The following is an 18,354-nucleotide window of genomic DNA, read 5'->3' as shown; positions in this document are numbered from 1 at the left end:
GTCTTTTTAATTTAATTCATAAAATTGCTGAAAACCAACACACTAATCCAAAGCCTTGAATATGTTATTCAATGTGAAATCTAATTAAGGCAGGAGATAGATTATGAAAAAGTGGATAACTGCACTTATTCTTTTCATGTCAATAGGACTAGCGGGCTGTCAAAATGACTCAGATCAGGAAACGCCAATTGCGTCCGCGGAAACGGAGAAACCGAAAAAGATATATAGCTATACATTTGAAAAGGAACCGGAAAATGTAACACTAATCGACCCGAATACATCTGAAATCATCCATACACTTGCCCCGTATGAACAAGGATATGAACTGGATCAAGAAACATACAGAAAAGAAATCGAGAAGCTTGCAAAAAGGCTTGCAAGAGGAACACCGGAAAACCCTGGATATGACAGGCGAATGATCCTTGATAGAATAGATGAACAGGGCGGTGTCGTAAAAGGAAGCCCTTTAATCATTCTTGATGAAAACGAATTAGTCGAGCGGATCATGGCAGCTTCAGCTGTCGGAGGCGAAGTTGAACTGCCAATCACGGTGACGGAAAGCGGATATGACTCAGCAGATATCCCACATTTGAACGAAATTACAGTCGCATCCTATACGACTTATTTTAAATCGAATCCCAATCGGAATAAAAACATAGAACTATCCGCAAATTCCATCAACAATACAATCGTCGGAAGCGGTGACCATTTTTCATTCAATACCGTTGTCGGTTCACGGGATGAAGAGAGCGGCTACCAACCCGCACCCGAAATCATCAGCGGCGAACTTGTCATGGGAATCGGCGGAGGTGTTTGCCAGACATCCTCAACATTATTTAATGCACTCGACCAAATATCCCTCAAAATATTGGAGCGCCACCACCATTCACGAGAAATTGGATACGTCCCGAAAGGTCGGGATGCAACAGTTTCATACGGTGGACTGGATTTCAGATTCCAAAACTCAACAGACGTCCCTATACTCATAAAAGCGATTTACGGAAATGGCTATCTTACAATCGAACTTAGAACAGCTGAAAAATACAAAGACCGCTTCAAGCCTTTAGATTTGAAATAAATCAGGTTTTTCTGATGCCTGTCCAGCTCCAGGCGCTATGAGGATGCCTTAATTTCTGCAAAAAACCGCAGAAATACGGCAAATCGAACCCTACGCTGTTCGACTTGCTCGGGTCATAAGTCAAAGCTGCTCTGTGGCAAAAACCGCCACGCGCCATCTTTGCCTTATGCCTGTCGCATCTGTGCAAGCGCCTTACGCTTTTCGATAGCACCAGTTTTTTACTGTATTTCGATGCTTTTTTCCCGTACAATAAACATACGAAAAGACTTGAGAAATAAGAGGTGTACAAACTATGTTCGAAAGGCTACAAGCCGTTGAGGATCGATATGACCGACTGAATGAATTGCTGAGCGATCCGGATATCGTAAGTGACATGACCAAATTACGGACCTACTCAAAGGAACAATCCGACCTGCAAGATACAGTCGATGCATACCGCGAGTACAAGGACGCGACAACAGAATACAACAATGCAAAACAAATGTTAGAGGAACCACTCGATGATGAAATGAAAGAACTTGTCAAAATGGAAATCACCGAGTTAGACTACAGAATCGAGGAACTCGAAGGTAAACTAAAGCTCCTATTAGTCCCGAAAGACCCGAATGACGACAAAAACGTCATCATGGAAATCCGTGGTGCAGCGGGTGGAGATGAGGCCGCACTGTTTGCGGGTAATCTCTACAGAATGTACAGTCGCTTCGCCGAGATGAACCATTGGAAAGTTGAAGTGATGGACTCCTCGCCAACAGAACTTGGCGGCTTCAAGGAAATTATTTTCATGATCAACGGCCATGGTGCTTACTCAAAATTGAAATTCGAAAACGGGGCGCATCGCGTGCAACGTGTACCTGAAACCGAATCCGGCGGCCGTATCCACACATCAACTTCTACAGTAGCTGTCCTGCCTGAAGCGGAAGAGGTTGAAATCGACATCCATGAAAAGGACATCCGTACGGATACATTCGCATCATCAGGCCCAGGTGGACAATCCGTCAACACAACAATGTCCGCTGTCCGCCTGACACATTTACCGACAGGCATCACCGTTTCCTGCCAGGATGAAAAATCGCAGATCAAAAACAAAGAGAAAGCGATGAAAGTCCTGCGCGCACGCATCTACGACAAATTCATGCGAGAAGCACAGGCGGAATATGATGAAAAGCGAAAATCGGCCGTTGGTACAGGGGACCGTTCTGAGCGGATCCGTACATACAACTTCCCGCAAAACCGGGTGACAGACCATAGAATCGGACTGACAATCCAAAAACTTGACCAGATCATCGAAGGAAAGTTAGACGAAGTAATCGATGCACTCATCCTTGAGGATCAGGCAAGAAGACTAGAAAGCTTGGATTCCAATGACTGAGAAAATCCACGAAGCATTAAACAAAGCGAAGTCCCTTCTTGAGTCCAAGGATCTCGACGCACACGCTGTACATCTGCTAATGGAGCATGTAACAGGGAAATCGGGAGCGACATTACTTGCTGATTTGCGCGAACCATTAACACCCAAACAGCAGACCGATTTCTGGAATAAAACCGAGCAATTATTAACAGGCAAGCCCGTTCAACATATTATCGGCACAGAACAATTTTACGGAATGTCATTCGATGTGAATAAAAATGTGCTCATCCCAAGACCTGAAACGGAGGAACTTGTATACGGCGTACTTGAACGATGCCGCAATCTCTTCCCTGAAGATGGACGCGTGGCAGATATCGGTACCGGGAGTGGCGCAATCGCGATTGCCATCAAAAAAGAATGGCCGGATGCGTTCGTCGTAGCGACAGACATTAGCGAACCGGCAATCGCAGTCGCAAAGCGCAATGCAAAGCGCAATGAAGTGCATGTGGAGTTCCGGCTTGGCAATATGACGGAACCGATTGAGCATGAAAAATGGGATGTCGTCGTGTCAAATCCTCCGTATGTCACTTTGGAGGAGTCGAAAGAGATGTCTCGTACGGTGCTTGATTTCGAACCTCATACTGCACTTTTCGCTATGGATGACGGTCTTTACTTCTATAAGAAACTTGCAAAAAGCTTGCCGCCACTTATGAATAAACCCGCATTGATTGCCGTTGAAATCGGCTATCAGCAAGGGAAGTCGGTTAGTGGTTTATTCCAAAAGGCATTCCCGAAAGCAAGGGTTTCTGTAAGGAAAGATCTAAATGGAAAAGATCGAATGATATTTTGCGAGATTAGTGAATAAACCCCTCCGACCCTGGCAACAATGAGGTCAGGAGGGGATCGATATGTTACAAGACTATGAAATTAACAACTATACATTTAAATCTAATAGACGGACTGGAAAGTTAGTGCTGATTGTCGAGTTCATTCTCGTGCTTTTCCTTATTCAGTCCGCCTTGATGTTATTTACAGGGAAAGTAGAGCAAGAGGAGTCATTCAGATTCCGTATTCTTGCACATTCAAACACATCTGATGACCAACAATTGAAGTTGGCAATCCAACAAGAAATCGAACCGCTTATCAACAATGCTATCTCCCAGTCAGCATCGAAAGCAGAGATTGTGGATAACCTTGATGCGATTGAAGATATAATTATCCACATCGCGAAAACAATCGCGGATGGCCAAGAAGTGACGCTTGAAAGGAAGGCAGCCCTGTTTCCACCGAAGCGTTCAGGACTTTTCATCACCCCGCAAGCCCCATATGATGCCTATATCTTAACGATTGGCAGCGGTCGTGGGGATAACTGGTGGTGTTCATTGTTCCCAAGGGTCTGTTTCCCGGATAAGGAAGTCGAGACTGTGAAGGAAGCAGAAGAAGAAAAGGTCACTTTCTTCGTGTGGGAGTGGATAAAATCATGGTTTGCGTAATAGTTATCCACTAACGATGTGGATAACTAAGATAAAATGTGTATAAACGGGGGTTTTATTCATGGATACTGAAATTATTTCAGTGGATAACCATGTGGGCAACTTTTTAAGTTATCAACGAGCTGTGGATATATTGAAAAATGGGGGAGTCGTCGCCTTTCCAACCGAAACTGTTTACGGACTTGGCGCAGTTGCAACGGATGCAAATGCTGTGCAAAAGATCTTTGACGCAAAGGGACGGCCTTCCGACAATCCACTCATCGTACATATTGGCAATAAAAAAGATGTTGATAAATACGCTGTCGACGTGCCGGATGACGCCAAGAAGCTAATGGATGCCTATTGGCCAGGCCCGTTGACGCTCGTTTTCAATAAACGGCCCGGTGTGATTGCTGAAAATGTCACGCCTGGCTTCGAAACGGTCGGCATCCGTATGCCGGATCATCCTGTAGCGCTTGAACTTTTGCAGAAACTGGACATGCCTCTCGCAGCTCCAAGTGCGAATCGTAGCGGAAAACCAAGTCCGACGGAAGCGAATCATGTGTTCACAGATTTACAAGGACGCATTCCATTAATCGTTGACGGTGGACGTACAGGCGTCGGCGTAGAATCGACCGTCCTCGATATGACGACAGTCCCGCCGACCATTTTGCGTCCGGGTGGCCTGACTCGTGAAATGATTGAGGAATTGATCGGCCATGTTCACGCGGAAAGTGAGGTTTCGAAGGGGGATGCACCGAAAGCGCCCGGCATGAAATACATGCATTACGCGCCGGAATCGCCACTTTACATCATACAAGCGGATGAAAAGGTGATTCAGGATGCAGTCAATGCATTGCATAATGAAGGAAAACGGGTGGCAGTCATCGGCCCCGATGAATTCAGAGTCAAAGTCGATGAAGCGGACTGGTATTTTTCAGTCGGACCGCTTCATGACCAAGAGGCATTGGCAACAAATTTATACGGCGCAATCCGTCAATGCGATTTGACGGAAGCCGACATCATACTTGCCGCCGAGACGGAATGGACCGGTGTCGGTGCAGCCGTCATGAACCGGTTAGTAAAAGCCGCCGATGGAAAACGGTATTTGTTATAAAACAATATGAATGACCTCTCAAACGCACGCATAAGATGGACAGATGCGGGAGTTGGGAGGTCAATTTTTTGGTAGAAATATTCGCTGCTTGTATAACGACAATTGATGTAGTCATCGTATTTTCATTGTTACGTTTACGTAAAGGAAGGCTTCCGATTGCCATTTGGACAACATTCTTGAATATACTGTTTCCCTTCGTTGGATTTTTAGTGGGGGATTGGTCGACGGGATTTTTATCCACCTGGAGCGGCCTGCTATCAGGGATTCTGCTTTCAATGATCGGTATTCATATGATTTTGCATGATGACGATACAAGCGAAGCGGTGCGTGTAGTGAATCCGGTGTTAATCGCACTTGCTGTCAGTCTCGACACATTTTCAGTCAGCGTCTCCTTCGGGATGCTTCAGTTGAATAAATTCCTATTCATCCTCTCATCAGGACTACTAACTTTAGTGTTTTCATGCACCGCACTTTACTACGGAAGATATTTAAGCATCAAAAACGGTAAGATCCTGCGCTGGATTTGCGGTCTATCTCTTTTTGGCATGGGAGTCATATCCTGCTTTGGATGAATCAATCTATTTCATTATTCGTTAGCAATCGGTTATTCTAATAGTAGGTGATAAAAAATGAATATTTATTTTATTTGTACAGGAAACACATGCAGAAGCCCGATGGCGGAAGCAATTCTACGTTCAAAAGTAGGCGAAGGCATTGCTGTGAAATCCGCAGGGGTCAACGCGTTCGACGGAATGTCGATTTCAACGAATTCTAAAACGCTTATCGAAGAAAAGAACATGCCATATACATCCACCTCAAGAGCCGTAACAACAGATGACCTTGAGTGGGCGGACCTCGTCCTGACGATGACATCATCGCATAAGGCGATTCTTTTGCAATCATTCCCGAATATAGAGTCTAAGACATTTACATTGAAAGAATACGTCACTCCTGAGGCTTATCCAGACGTGCAGGATCCATACGGCGGTAATCTGAAAACTTACCGTGCTACATTTGAAGAATTGAACGAAGTGATTGATGGATTGGTAAGGAAGTTCTCGCAGGGGAGAGAGTCGTAAAGGAATTCGGATACATATACCGCCAATAACGCATAAATGCCCCGAAAAGCGCATAAATCATGCGAAAAGCTCATAAACTCATGAAATTACGCATAAACGCTACAAAAAGCTTATAAACGCCATTAAAAACGCATAAACACAAGCAATCACGCATAATCAAAAATCCTCTTTCATTCGAATCATTTCACAGCCCGAAATATCACTCGAGGGCTGTGTTTTTTTATCGAATAATGGTAGAATGACTTGTGAGTAAATTAAGAAAAGAGGGGACGCATTTGAAAATCGCAATCTCTTCAGATCATGGCGGTAATCGACTTCGTCATGAAATTATGGATCTTTTATCAGAATTGGGATTTGCCTATGAAGATTTCGGCCCGGACTCTGACGAATCAGTCGACTATCCGGACTTTGCAGCACCAGTTGCACAAGGAGTAGCTAGCGGGGAATTTGATCGCGGCATCCTCATTTGTGGAACAGGTATCGGCATGTCCATCGCCGCAAATAAAGTCAAAGGCGTTCGCTGCGCGCTTGTCCACGACGTCTTCAGCGCAAAAGCGACGAGAGAGCATAACAACTCGAACATCCTTGCAATGGGGGAACGCGTTATTGGACCGGGACTTGCAAGGGAAATTGCGTCAACATGGCTTGGCACTTCATTCGAAGGGGGCCGTCACGAACGCCGCGTTGCGAAATTGACGGAACTTGAAGGATAAAACGAGGTGAGTTTTCAATGGATGAAGGTATGAAATTATTGAAGTTACAGCTTGAACAACTTTTAGAGGAAATGGAAGAACAGACAACAATCGTTCCAGGAACGTTCTTTGTCATCGGCTGCTCCACATCGGAAATCGCCGGCAAACGGATCGGAACCGGAGGCGCACTCGAAGTCGCCGAAGCCCTATTCGAAACGATGAATGAATTCTCGAAACAGCATAAAGTGTATCTCGCATTCCAAGGTTGCGAACATATCAATCGTGCCTTGACAATCGAACGCGAAGCTGCGGAAAAATTCAATCTTGACACCGTTTCAGTCATCCCTGCAGTACATGCAGGCGGATCGATGTCCACATATGCATTTGAACATATGAAAGACGCAGTTGTCGTAGAATCCATCCGTGCAAATGCCGGTATCGACATTGGCCAGACGTTGATCGGTATGCATCTCAAACCGGTTGCCGTTCCACTTCGCACATCTATCAATAAAATCGGTGATGCAATCGTAACAATCGCGACGACTCGACCGAAATTGATCGGCGGCGAACGGGCGATTTATGCGCGTCCAGAGGAAGATTGATTTTCATTCAAGAAACACCCGCAATGCTCTCATTCATTCCGGATGAGAGCGGAGCGTTGAGTAATCGGACAAGCCTATCATCCGAATATAAATAAAGTACAAAGGGGAAATGAATCATGGATTTAAGCAATGTGAAACGCGAAGATACAGCAGTATACGAAGCAATCATGGCTGAAAAGAACCGCCAGAATTCCAATATCGAATTGATCGCATCTGAAAACTTCGTCACAGAAGCAGTCATGGAAGCGCAAGGATCGTATTTGACAAACAAATATGCTGAAGGGTATCCAGGCAAGCGCTACTACGGCGGTTGCGAACATGTTGACGTCGTTGAAAACATTGCGCGAGATCGTGCGAAAGAAATTTTCGGCGCAGGACATGCAAATGTGCAAGCCCATTCCGGTGCACAAGCGAATATGGCTGTATACTTCACGGTGCTTGAACCGGGAGACACTGTTCTCGGCATGAATCTTTCCCACGGCGGACATTTGACTCACGGTAGCCCGGTAAACTTCTCCGGAACTCTATACAATTTTGTCGAGTACGGAGTGAGCGAGGAAGACGAGCGAATCGATTACGAGGACGTACGTCAAAAAGCGCTTGAGCATAAGCCGAAATTGATCGTTGCGGGTGCAAGTGCGTATCCACGTGAAATTGACTTTGCGAAATTCCGTGAAATTGCGGATGAAGTAGGCGCGTATTTGATGGTAGACATGGCGCATATCGCTGGTCTTGTTGCAGTAGGGGAGCATCAAAATCCAGTACCGCATGCACACTTTGTTACATCGACGACGCATAAAACATTGCGCGGCCCACGTGGCGGATTGATCCTTGTGAACGAGGAATTCGCTGCGGAATTTGCCCGTAAAATCGACAAAACAATCTTCCCTGGCATCCAAGGCGGACCATTGATGCACGTGATCGCTGCAAAAGCGGTTGCATTCGGTGAAGCATTGAAGCCTGAGTTTAAAACGCATATCCAGCAAGTTAAGAAAAATGCCAAGGCCCTTGCGGATTCCTTGATGGCTGAAGGTGTCCAAATCGTTTCCGGCGGAACAGACAACCACTTATTGCTAATCAATGTGAAATCACTCGGCCTCACAGGCAAAATCGCTGAACACGTCCTTGACGAAGTCGGAATCACTGTCAATAAAAACACAATTCCATTCGACACGGAAAGCCCATTCGTCACATCAGGCATCCGCGTCGGAACACCAGCCGTCACAACACGCGGCTTCAAAGAAGAAGAAATGAAAGAAATCGGCTCCATCATCGCCAATCTTCTGAAAAACCACGAAGACGAAGCAGTAAAAGCAGAAGCGGCTGAGAGAGTTAAAGCATTGACAGATAAATTCCCGTTATATGCATAATTATTGATTTAATTAACCCCGTTCTCACTGAGAGAGCGGGTTTTTCTTATGCAATTTGGTAAATTATTAATAGCTTAAGATGTTTTGCTCGAGTTCGAGGAAGTAATTCTCGTGTTAGAGCGGGTTATGCTCAAGTTAGAGTGAGTTATGCTCGAGTTCGAGCCACTTTTGCTTATCTCGTGACCTTCGACTCATTCCTGAACCAGAAAAAAAGAGCATTTAATTGTCAAAAGCACTTGGCGCAATCTGGTAATTTTTATCACTAGTATCTCCCCGCGATATTAGGAAGGATTTATAATAACTACTCTTTATATAAAAGAATTTCCGTTGATTGAAGTGGAAGCGGCGACTCCTGGGGGATAAGCGGGACAGGTGAGACCCCGCAGTGTCGCGCAGCGACCGAGGAGGCTCACCGCCCGCCCCCCGGAAAGCGTCCGCCTGAAACGAAAATCAACATTTTACAGGTCTAAAAATTGAAAACGCCTCGATTAAATCCTCTAACAATTCCCCATTCAACAACATCCACCATATTTCACACTCCACAATGTCTGAATCAGTAGCTTTCTGTTATAATGTACAGGACATTCCGAAAAGGAGCGAAAGCAATGGCTAAAGTACATGTATTTGATCACCCACTCATCCAGCATAAATTAACACATATTAGGGACATCAACACCGGTACGAAGGAGTTCCGTGAGCTTGTCGACGAAGTAGCGACACTGATGGCTTATGAAATTACACGTGATCTTCCACTAAAAGAAGTGGAAGTAGAGACACCAGTCCAAACAGCAAATTCAAAAGTGTTGGCAGGCAAGAAAATCGGGATTGTTCCGATTCTTCGTGCAGGCATCGGCATGGTCGATGGCATCTTGAACCTAATTCCAGCTGCGAAAGTTGGGCACATCGGCTTATTCCGTGACCCGGAAACACTACAACCACATGAGTATTTCGTAAAATTACCTTCCGATATATCGGAACGTGAATTCATCGTTGTCGATCCTATGCTTGCAACGGGCGGTACAGCAGTTGAAGCGGTTAATTCATTGAAAAAACGTGGTGCGACAAACATCAAGTTCATGTGTTTAATCGCAGCTCCTGAAGGCGTAAAAGTGTTCACAGATGCGCATCCTGACGTAGACGTATTTATCGCTGCTTTGGATGAGAAATTGAACGACCACGGGTACATCGTTCCTGGACTCGGAGACGCGGGAGACCGCCTATTCGGAACAAAATAATAAATAATAACGGGGAAGGCGTGAATGGTTTGAAACGAAAATGGAAGGTTATGACGATCTTCGGTACAAGACCAGAAGCGATTAAAATGGCGCCGCTTGTACTTGAATTGCAAAAACATCCGGAGGAGATCGAATCGATCGTCACCGTGACAGCGCAACATCGTCAAATGCTTGACCAAGTTTTGAATACGTTCGGCATCACACCGGACTATGACCTCAATATTATGAAAGACCGCCAAACGTTGGTCGACGTCGCGACTCGCGGTTTGGAAGGTCTCGACAAGATCATGAAGGAAGCACAACCGGACATCGTACTCGTCCATGGTGATACTTCTACAACTTTCATCGGTAGCCTTGCCGCATTCTACAATAAAATCGCGGTCGGACATGTCGAAGCAGGACTTCGTACATGGGATAAATTCTCCCCGTATCCTGAGGAGATGAACCGCCAGCTAACAGGCATCCTTGCAGATCTTCATTTCTCGCCAACAGAAAAGTCGGCGCAGAACTTATTAAATGAAGGAAAACCTGAAGACCGGATCTACATCACAGGAAATACGGCAATCGACGCACTTCAAACAACAGTGCGGGAAGACTATACGCATCCGATTTTCGAGAAAATCGGCGACGACCGTCTCATCCTGCTTACTGCACATAGACGCGAAAACTTGGGCGAACCGATGCGCAATATGTTCCGTGCCATCAATCGAATCCTTGAAAAGCACCCGGATACGCAAGTCATCTACCCGGTCCATATGAATCCGGCAGTCCGCGAAGTTGCAGATGAACTACTTGGAAACAACAAACGTGTTCATTTGATCGAACCGCTTGAAGTCGTTGATTTCCACAACTTCGCTGCACGTTCACACATCATCTTGACCGACTCGGGCGGCATCCAGGAAGAAGCGCCGTCACTCGGGAAACCAGTAATCGTACTTCGTGACACGACTGAACGTCCTGAAGGAATCGAAGCGGGTACATTAAAACTTGCCGGGACGGACGAAGAGGTAATCTTCAACCTGACCGACGCGCTTCTCACTGACGAAGCGGAATACAGTGCGATGGCAAAAGCGTCCAACCCATATGGAGACGGACATGCTTCCGAACGGATCGTCGTCGCGTTGAAGGAATATCTTTCTTCATTAAATTAATCAAAAAAAGTGACCTTAACGGAGATTTATGCGTGTAACAGAAACTAAAAACGCATAAATCCCGCGAAAGGCGCATAAATGCCAAGAAAAACGCAGAAATTCATCTGAAAAACGCATAAAATACGAAAAAAAACTTATAAAAATGTTTATATGCATACACTGATGTTTATCCTAATAAACCTAACTTCAATTCCGGGACCTCCATCGATTAAATTTAGGGAAATCCCCAATTGAGTTTTAGTCTCTACAAATATGACGATTATTTGACAAGTATGTCCCTTTGTGAATAATTTCACGGGAATCAATTGACATCAAAATGCCCCTATTGTATGCTTACAAAGGGTAAGAATGATAGGGTTTTTAAACATAATGAAAGTGTCTAAATAACTGTTTTTGACATGATTCTATCATCCTTTCACTAAACATCGTTTCGTGGCAGAGACTCACAGGAGTAACTAACAACGCTTCCTAGTGATCCGCTACCTTTACGATTCACTTACAATTTTAGATTTTAGAATCTCTACTTATGTACAAGCCCGCTTGGGGCGGCGAACACTGTTCGTTTGACAACTCATTGTACACCTTCACCGGAATCGAAAAACCGAAAATATGAATCAGGAGAATCACCCACCATGCATACATTGCGAAACATTTTTAATAGGCAGAAGAAAGCCCTCTTTTTTTTGCTCGCATTGTTCGTCATCGGATGGGCTTTTACTGAATACAGACCATTTTTCGGCGGTTTAATCTTAGGTTCATTGTTCGGATTGTATAATTTTTGGATACTTGTCCGTAGAATGGAAAGGTTTGATCAATCGATTTCAGAGGGGAAAGAAACAAGGTCAATCGGAACCGCATTGCGATTCGGATCCGGTGTGGCTGCGGCGGCCATTGCGTTGTCGATGCCGGAAGAATTCAATCTAATCAGTACTGTGATTGGACTGATGATTCCATACATCCTGTTGCTTGTAGACAGGATAGTAGTCCACGTTAAGCATTTCTAACTGACACGCATAAGGGAGGTGAACGAAACGTGAACCATAAAAATCCGGAGTTTGTTTTTCTCGGATTAAGCTTTAACCCAGCGAACATCCTAATGCTTTTTGTAACATGCCTCGTTGTGTTTTTAATTGCATTCATTTCTACTCGTAATTTGAAAGTCAAACCTACGGGTATGCAAAACTTCATGGAATGGGTCATGGATTTCGTCAAAGGGATCATCAAGAACAATATGGACTGGAAAACAGGTGGCCGATTCCACGTACTTGGAATTACCTTAATCATGTTCGTTTTCGTTGCAAACATGCTCGGGTTGCCGTTTGCGGTAGTCGTGGACGATTATCTTTGGTGGAAATCACCGACAGCAGATCCAGTCATCACTCTGACTCTTGCTTCGATGGTAGTTGCTTTAACCCATTACTATGGCGTAAAACAACTTGGTACGAAAGGATACTTCAAAACGTATCTTCAACCAATGCCATTCTTGGCACCACTTAAAATTATCGAAGAGTTTGCGAACACTTTGACACTCGGTCTACGTCTTTACGGTAATATTTTCGCAGGGGAGATCCTTATCGGACTTCTTGCTACACTTGGGGCTGGAAGTGCATTCGGCCTTGTCGGGGCATTGATCCCGTCACTCGCTTGGTTAGGTTTCTCAGTCTTCATCGGAGCAATCCAAGCATTCATCTTCGTTATGTTAACGATGGTCTACATGGCACATAAAGTCAGCACGGACCACTAAAACATATATTGCCCCTTTATAGGGTTAGTAAACAAACACTAAAAAACAAGAAATCTTAGGAGGAAAATACACTATGGGTCTTTTAGCAGCAGCTCTTGCAGTAGGTTTAGGTGCACTTGGAGCAGGTATTGGTAACGGTTTGATCGTTTCTAAAACAGTAGAAGGTATTGCTCGTCAACCAGAAGCGCGTGGTATGCTTCAAACAACAATGTTCATCGGGGTAGCGTTAGTTGAGGCCCTTCCGATCATCGCGACAGTTATCGCGTTCATCGTTATGAACAAATAATTCATACACAACTTTAAAATGGCGAAGAACGCGTCAATATGCCCTTCGCCATTCATTTATGTATCAACTGATGTTTGAAAAAGAAGTTTAAAGATGAAAATTAAGAATGATGTTCTTTCTATACTATATCGAAATCTAAATTGACATGAGCTCTTGAAGGGAGTGAAACAATCGTGTTTGGAAATACCTTCATCCTATTGTCGGCAAACGGCGGAGGATTTTTGTCAGCATTGAATGGCAGATTGAATCTAGGCGATATCATCGTCACAGTACTATTTTTCTCAATCCTCATGGTATTACTTAAGAAATTCGCATGGGGACCACTTATGGGTATTATGGATCAACGTGCTGAATTGATTTCAAATGAAATCGAAGCAGCTGAAAAAAGCCGCTTGGAATCACACAAACTTTTGGAAGAGCAACGTGCCCTTTTGAAAGAAGCGCGTGACAACGCACAATCGATTGTTGAAAATGCTAAAAAACAAGGTGAAACACAACGTGAAGAACTTGTTGCTGCTGCACGCACAGAAGTGAACCATATGAAAGAATCTGCGACACTTGAAATTGCGACAGCGAAGGAAAAGGCAGTTGCAGCGGTTCGCGAAGAATTCGTTTCGCTTTCAATCTTGGCGGCATCTAAAGTACTTGGTAAAGAAATCTCTGAGGAAGACAACCGTGCTTTGATTGAAGAAACGATTGTGAAGGCAGGCGAAGGCCGATGAGTAACTCGGTTGTAGCTGAACGCTATGCATCCGCATTGTTCGAACTATCAGTACAACAAGGACTAACCTCCACAATTCAAGAAGAACTACAAGAATTGAAAAAGGCGTTCCGCGACAATGAAGAATTAGGACAACTACTTAGCTCTCCTAAATTATCAGTCGCAAAAAAGAAGGAAATGATCTCTGACATCTTCAAAGGTGTAAACCCGATCGTGATGAATACATTATTCGTCCTATTGGATGCAAAACGCATGAATGAAGTTCAAAATGTCTGCGATGAATTCCACCAGCTTGCGAACGACGCTGCTGGAGTTGCGGAAGCGTTAGTATACTCCACACGTCCATTGACAGAGCTTGAAACAAACTCGGTCTCTGCAACATTCGCAAAAAAAGTCGGTAAACAATCTTTACGCATTGAAAATATCATTGATCCAAGCCTAATCGGAGGCATCCGCCTTCAAATCGGCAATCAGATTTACGATAGCAGCTTGAGCGCGAAGCTCGAAAAACTGCAACGTAAATTGATCGGATCCTAATTTGAAATTGAGGGGTGACATACATGAGCATCAAAGCTGAAGAAATCAGCACGCTGATAAAGCAGCAGATTGAAAATTATCAGTCTGAGATGGAAGTAAGCGAAGTCGGTACGGTTATCAAAATCGGTGACGGTATCGCACTTGCTCATGGCCTCGACAACGTCATGGCTGGAGAGCTTCTTGAGTTCTCTACTGGTGTCTTGGGTCTGGCTCAAAACTTGGAAGCGAACAACGTAGGTATCATTATCCTTGGGCCATACACAGATATCAAAGAAGGCGATGAAGTACGTCGAACTGGCCGTATTATGGAAGTTCCTGTTGGTGAGGAACTGATTGGGCGCGTAGTGAATACACTCGGTTTACCGGTAGATGGATTGGGCCCAATCGCAACGACAAAAACTCGTCCAATCGAAAGTCCTGCACAAGGCGTCATGGCGCGTAAATCCGTTCATGAGCCATTGCAAACAGGCATCAAGGCAATCGATGCACTTGTACCGATCGGCCGTGGACAGCGTGAATTGATCATCGGTGACCGTCAAACAGGTAAAACGACAGTTGCAATCGATACGATTCTGAACCAAGCTGACCAAAACATGATTTGTATCTATGTTGCTATCGGACAAAAGGAATCCACAGTTCGTGGGGTTGTAGAAACACTCCGTAAAAACGGTGCGCTTGATTACACGATCGTTGTAACAGCGTCTGCTTCTCAACCGGCTCCTATGCTATACCTTGCACCTTACACAGGTATTACGATGGCGGAAGAATTCATGTTCCAAGGCAAGCACGTCCTTGTCGTCTATGATGACCTTTCAAAACAAGCGGCTGCTTACCGTGAACTATCCTTGCTACTTCGCCGTCCTCCAGGTCGTGAAGCTTACCCTGGTGACGTCTTCTACTTGCACTCCCGTCTACTTGAGCGTGCAGCGAAGTTGAACGATACATTGGGAGCAGGTTCAATTACTGCCCTACCATTCGTTGAAACACAAGCTGGGGATATCTCTGCTTACATTCCAACGAACGTAATTTCTATCACTGATGGACAAATCTTCTTGCAGTCGGATCTATTCTTCTCGGGTGTACGTCCAGCGATCAACGCCGGTCTTTCCGTATCCCGTGTTGGTGGTTCCGCGCAAATTAAAGCGATGAAAAAGGTTGCAGGTACACTCCGTCTTGACCTTGCAGCATACCGTGAGCTTGAAGCGTTCGCAGCATTCGGTTCTTCTCTTGATTCAGCGACAAAAGCGAAACTCGACCGCGGAGCGCGCACAGTTGAAATCTTGAAACAAGACTTGAATAAGCCGTTAAAAGTGGAATATCAAGTTGTCGTCCTTTATGCGTTGACACGCGGACTTTTAGACGACGTCGCAATCCAGGATATCCTTCGTTTCGAAGCTGAAATCACAAGCTGGCTCGAGTCAAACCACACTGAAGTGTTTGATCATATCCGTACGACAAAAGACCTTCCGTCTGATGAAGTGATGAAAGATGCGATTAACGCATTCAAGAAGAACTTCGTACCGTCCGAAGCGTAATTGATTGGATTGGATTTTGGTCTAACTAAACAATAAGGTGGTGAATTGCCAGTGGTATCATTACGCGATATTGAAAACCGTATTAAATCGACAAAGAAGACGAGTCAGATTACGAAAGCGATGCAATTAGTTTCGGCTTCTAAATTAACCCGTGCAGAAATGAATGCAAAAGCGTTCGTTCCTTACATGGATAAAATTGAGGAAGTTGTCGGCGCTATCGCAAGCGCGACGAGCGACTCCGGGCATCCGATGCTTGTCAACCGTCCAGTGAAGAAGACAGCGTACATTATAGTGTCTTCGGACCGCGGTCTCGTAGGTGGTTACAATGCTAACATCTTCCGTGCGGCTAGACGTGCGATCGAGGAACGCCACACATCGAAGGGAGACGTGAAAATCGTCGCCATCGGACGCAAAGGGCTTGAGTTTTTCGAGCGCCTCGGATACGAAGTCGTTGAAAGCCTCGTCGGTGTATCGGACCACCCTTCTTTCGATGAAATAAAATCGATCGCGAACCGAGCTGTTGGCATGTTCACAGAAGGCGAATACGATGAAGTGTACTTGTATTACAATCACTTCATCTCCGCCATCTCCAATGAAGTGACGGAAAAGAAATTGCTTCCGCTCACGGATATTTCATCAGCGTCAGCGCATGCCCAGTATGAGTTTGAGCCTTCCGCGGAAGCGATTCTTGAAACGCTTCTTCCGCAATACGCGGAAAGTCTCATCTACGGAGCAGTGCTTGATGGAAAAGCGAGCGAACATGCTTCCAGTATGACAGCGATGAAGACTGCTACAGATAATGCATCTGATTTGATCGATTCATTGAGTCTTCAATTCAACCGTGCACGTCAAGCAGCAATTACACAAGAAATTACAGAAATCGTCGGCGGAGTTGCGGCATTAGAATAAGCACGTACTGAACGGTAAAAGTAAGACAGGAGGGAAAAGCATGAGTAAAGGACAAATCCTTCAAGTTATGGGTCCGGTTGTTGACGTTAAATTTGAAAGTGGTCAGCTTCCAGCAATCTACAACTCATTGAAGGTTCAAATTGAACGTCCGGGCAGTGCGCCTGAAACGTTGACACTTGAAGTCGCACTCCATCTTGGGGACGACGCAGTACGCACAATTGCGATGTCATCTACAGATGGATTAAAACGTGGTGCTCTTGTAGAAGATACAGGTGCAGCAATTTCAGTCCCAGTCGGTAACGTGACTCTTGGACGCGTTTTCAACGTACTTGGAGAAATCATCGACAATGGAGAGGAAATCCCTGCTTCTGAGCATCGTGATCCAATCCACCGTGAAGCTCCCAAATTCGAAAACCTTTCAACTGAAGTTGAAATTCTTGAAACAGGTATTAAAGTTGTTGACTTGCTTGCACCATACATCAAGGGTGGTAAAATCGGCCTCTTCGGTGGTGCGGGTGTAGGTAAAACAGTTCTAATCCAAGAATTGATCAACAACATCGCCCAAGAACACGGTGGTATCTCCGTATTCGCTGGCGTTGGAGAACGTACTCGTGAAGGGAACGACTTGTTCCACGAAATGACGGACTCCGGTGTTATCACTAAAACAGCGATGGTATTCGGTCAAATGAACGAGCCTCCTGGTGCACGTATGCGTGTTGCCCTAACAGGTTTGACAATGGCAGAACACTTCCGTGACGAGCAAGGCGCGGACGTTCTTCTATTCATCGACAATATCTTCCGCTTCACACAAGCAGGTTCTGAAGTATCCGCACTACTCGGGCGTATGCCATCTGCGGTTGGTTACCAACCAACACTTGCAACTGAGATGGGTCAGCTTCAAGAGCGTATCACTTCAACAAACGTTGGTTCCGTTACATCCATCCAAGCGATCTATGTACCAGCCGATGATTATACTGACCCGGCACCAGCTACAACGTTCGCTCACTTGGATGCAACAACTAACCTTGAGCGTAAACTATCTGAAATGGGTATCTACCCTGCGGTTGACCCACTTGCATCTACATCACGCGCACTAAGCCCTGAAATCGTTGGCGAAGAGCACTATGCTGTAGCACGTCAAGTACAAACAACTTTGCAGCGTTACCGTGAACTACAAGATATTATCGCGATCCTTGGTATGGATGAATTAGGCGAAGATGACAAGTTAGTCGTAGGACGCGCTCGTCGTATCCAATTCTTCCTATCACAAAACTTCCACGTTGCCGAGCAGTTCACAGGACAACAAGGTTCTTATGTACCAGTTGCTGAAACAGTCAAAGGCTTCAAGGAAATTTTGGATGGTCGCTACGATCATCTTCCAGAAGATGCATTCCGTCTCGTCGGCCGTATCGAAGATGTTATCGAAAAAGCAAAAGGCATGGGCGTAGAAGTTTAATCTACAGGATCAGGAGGGAAAC

General features: G+C 45.1%; 20 protein-coding genes. All 20 read left to right on the top strand.

What is annotated here, in order from left to right; translation table 11 throughout:
- Positions 1–103: 103 nt before the first annotated feature.
- On the top strand, positions 104–1,078 hold the full coding sequence (locus tag ACFPZG_RS01895; RefSeq protein ID WP_283733072.1) for a VanW family protein: 975 nt from the start codon (positions 104–106) through the stop codon (positions 1,076–1,078).
- Positions 1,079–1,370: 292 nt separating this feature from the next.
- Complete coding sequence (gene prfA, locus ACFPZG_RS01890) at positions 1,371–2,447, top strand: peptide chain release factor 1 (RefSeq protein WP_283733071.1); 1,077 nt, start codon at positions 1,371–1,373, stop codon at positions 2,445–2,447.
- Positions 2,440–3,291, top strand: coding sequence for a peptide chain release factor N(5)-glutamine methyltransferase (gene prmC / locus ACFPZG_RS01885; protein WP_283733070.1), 852 nt, complete (start codon positions 2,440–2,442; stop codon positions 3,289–3,291). The genes prfA and prmC overlap by 8 nt, the downstream gene beginning before the upstream one ends.
- A gap of 43 nt (positions 3,292–3,334) precedes the next feature.
- The gene (locus tag ACFPZG_RS01880; protein ID WP_283733069.1) at positions 3,335–3,919 is read left to right on the top strand and encodes a stage II sporulation protein R; all 585 of its coding nucleotides are present in this window, start codon (positions 3,335–3,337) and stop codon (positions 3,917–3,919) included.
- Between the two features lie 61 nt (positions 3,920–3,980).
- Positions 3,981–5,015 carry an L-threonylcarbamoyladenylate synthase gene (locus tag ACFPZG_RS01875; RefSeq protein WP_317940389.1) on the top strand — a complete coding sequence of 345 codons (1,035 nt, stop codon included), beginning with the start codon at positions 3,981–3,983 and terminating at the stop codon, positions 5,013–5,015.
- Between the two features lie 68 nt (positions 5,016–5,083).
- On the top strand, positions 5,084–5,587 hold the full coding sequence (locus ACFPZG_RS01870; RefSeq protein WP_283733068.1) for a manganese efflux pump MntP: 504 nt from the start codon (positions 5,084–5,086) through the stop codon (positions 5,585–5,587).
- Between the two features lie 57 nt (positions 5,588–5,644).
- The gene (locus ACFPZG_RS01865) at positions 5,645–6,094 is read left to right on the top strand and encodes a low molecular weight protein arginine phosphatase (protein WP_283733067.1); all 450 of its coding nucleotides are present in this window, start codon (positions 5,645–5,647) and stop codon (positions 6,092–6,094) included.
- A gap of 275 nt (positions 6,095–6,369) precedes the next feature.
- Positions 6,370–6,807 (top strand): ribose 5-phosphate isomerase B, encoded by a 438-nt coding sequence (rpiB, locus tag ACFPZG_RS01860; RefSeq protein WP_283733066.1) that lies wholly within the window; start codon positions 6,370–6,372, stop codon positions 6,805–6,807.
- A gap of 17 nt (positions 6,808–6,824) precedes the next feature.
- The gene (locus ACFPZG_RS01855) at positions 6,825–7,388 is read left to right on the top strand and encodes a TIGR01440 family protein (protein ID WP_283733065.1); all 564 of its coding nucleotides are present in this window, start codon (positions 6,825–6,827) and stop codon (positions 7,386–7,388) included.
- Between the two features lie 116 nt (positions 7,389–7,504).
- Positions 7,505–8,758, top strand: a complete 1,254-nt coding sequence (gene glyA, locus ACFPZG_RS01850; protein ID WP_283733064.1) for a serine hydroxymethyltransferase — start codon at positions 7,505–7,507, stop codon at positions 8,756–8,758.
- A 605-nt stretch (positions 8,759–9,363) separates the two neighbouring features.
- The gene (gene upp / locus ACFPZG_RS01845) at positions 9,364–9,993 is read left to right on the top strand and encodes a uracil phosphoribosyltransferase (protein ID WP_283733063.1); all 630 of its coding nucleotides are present in this window, start codon (positions 9,364–9,366) and stop codon (positions 9,991–9,993) included.
- 50 nt (positions 9,994–10,043) lie between these two features.
- The gene (gene wecB, locus ACFPZG_RS01840; RefSeq protein WP_381426395.1) at positions 10,044–11,144 is read left to right on the top strand and encodes a non-hydrolyzing UDP-N-acetylglucosamine 2-epimerase; all 1,101 of its coding nucleotides are present in this window, start codon (positions 10,044–10,046) and stop codon (positions 11,142–11,144) included.
- Positions 11,145–11,776: 632 nt separating this feature from the next.
- Positions 11,777–12,148 (top strand): ATP synthase subunit I, encoded by a 372-nt coding sequence (locus ACFPZG_RS01835; RefSeq protein ID WP_283733061.1) that lies wholly within the window; start codon positions 11,777–11,779, stop codon positions 12,146–12,148.
- Positions 12,149–12,177: 29 nt separating this feature from the next.
- Positions 12,178–12,888 (top strand): F0F1 ATP synthase subunit A, encoded by a 711-nt coding sequence (atpB, locus tag ACFPZG_RS01830; protein WP_283733060.1) that lies wholly within the window; start codon positions 12,178–12,180, stop codon positions 12,886–12,888.
- A gap of 73 nt (positions 12,889–12,961) precedes the next feature.
- The gene (gene atpE / locus ACFPZG_RS01825; protein ID WP_060209511.1) at positions 12,962–13,174 is read left to right on the top strand and encodes a F0F1 ATP synthase subunit C; all 213 of its coding nucleotides are present in this window, start codon (positions 12,962–12,964) and stop codon (positions 13,172–13,174) included.
- A gap of 197 nt (positions 13,175–13,371) precedes the next feature.
- Positions 13,372–13,896 (top strand): F0F1 ATP synthase subunit B, encoded by a 525-nt coding sequence (gene atpF, locus ACFPZG_RS01820; RefSeq protein WP_283734712.1) that lies wholly within the window; start codon positions 13,372–13,374, stop codon positions 13,894–13,896.
- Positions 13,893–14,432: a F0F1 ATP synthase subunit delta gene (locus tag ACFPZG_RS01815; RefSeq protein WP_283733059.1), complete on the top strand. Its 540-nt coding sequence runs from the start codon at positions 13,893–13,895 to the stop codon at positions 14,430–14,432. The genes atpF and ACFPZG_RS01815 overlap by 4 nt, the downstream gene beginning before the upstream one ends.
- Positions 14,433–14,455: 23 nt before the next feature.
- The gene (atpA, locus tag ACFPZG_RS01810; protein ID WP_317940388.1) at positions 14,456–15,967 is read left to right on the top strand and encodes a F0F1 ATP synthase subunit alpha; all 1,512 of its coding nucleotides are present in this window, start codon (positions 14,456–14,458) and stop codon (positions 15,965–15,967) included.
- Positions 15,968–16,018: 51 nt separating this feature from the next.
- Positions 16,019–16,876 carry an ATP synthase F1 subunit gamma gene (gene atpG / locus ACFPZG_RS01805; RefSeq protein ID WP_283733058.1) on the top strand — a complete coding sequence of 286 codons (858 nt, stop codon included), beginning with the start codon at positions 16,019–16,021 and terminating at the stop codon, positions 16,874–16,876.
- Between the two features lie 40 nt (positions 16,877–16,916).
- On the top strand, positions 16,917–18,332 hold the full coding sequence (gene atpD / locus ACFPZG_RS01800; RefSeq protein WP_283733057.1) for a F0F1 ATP synthase subunit beta: 1,416 nt from the start codon (positions 16,917–16,919) through the stop codon (positions 18,330–18,332).
- Positions 18,333–18,354: the final 22 nt, after the last annotated feature.

Source organism: Sporosarcina thermotolerans, assembly GCF_042658975.1.
Taxonomy (GTDB): domain Bacteria; phylum Bacillota; class Bacilli; order Bacillales_A; family Planococcaceae; genus Sporosarcina; species Sporosarcina thermotolerans.
Note: the sequence above shows the minus strand (reverse complement) of the source record. Positions and strands in the feature narration are given on the sequence as shown.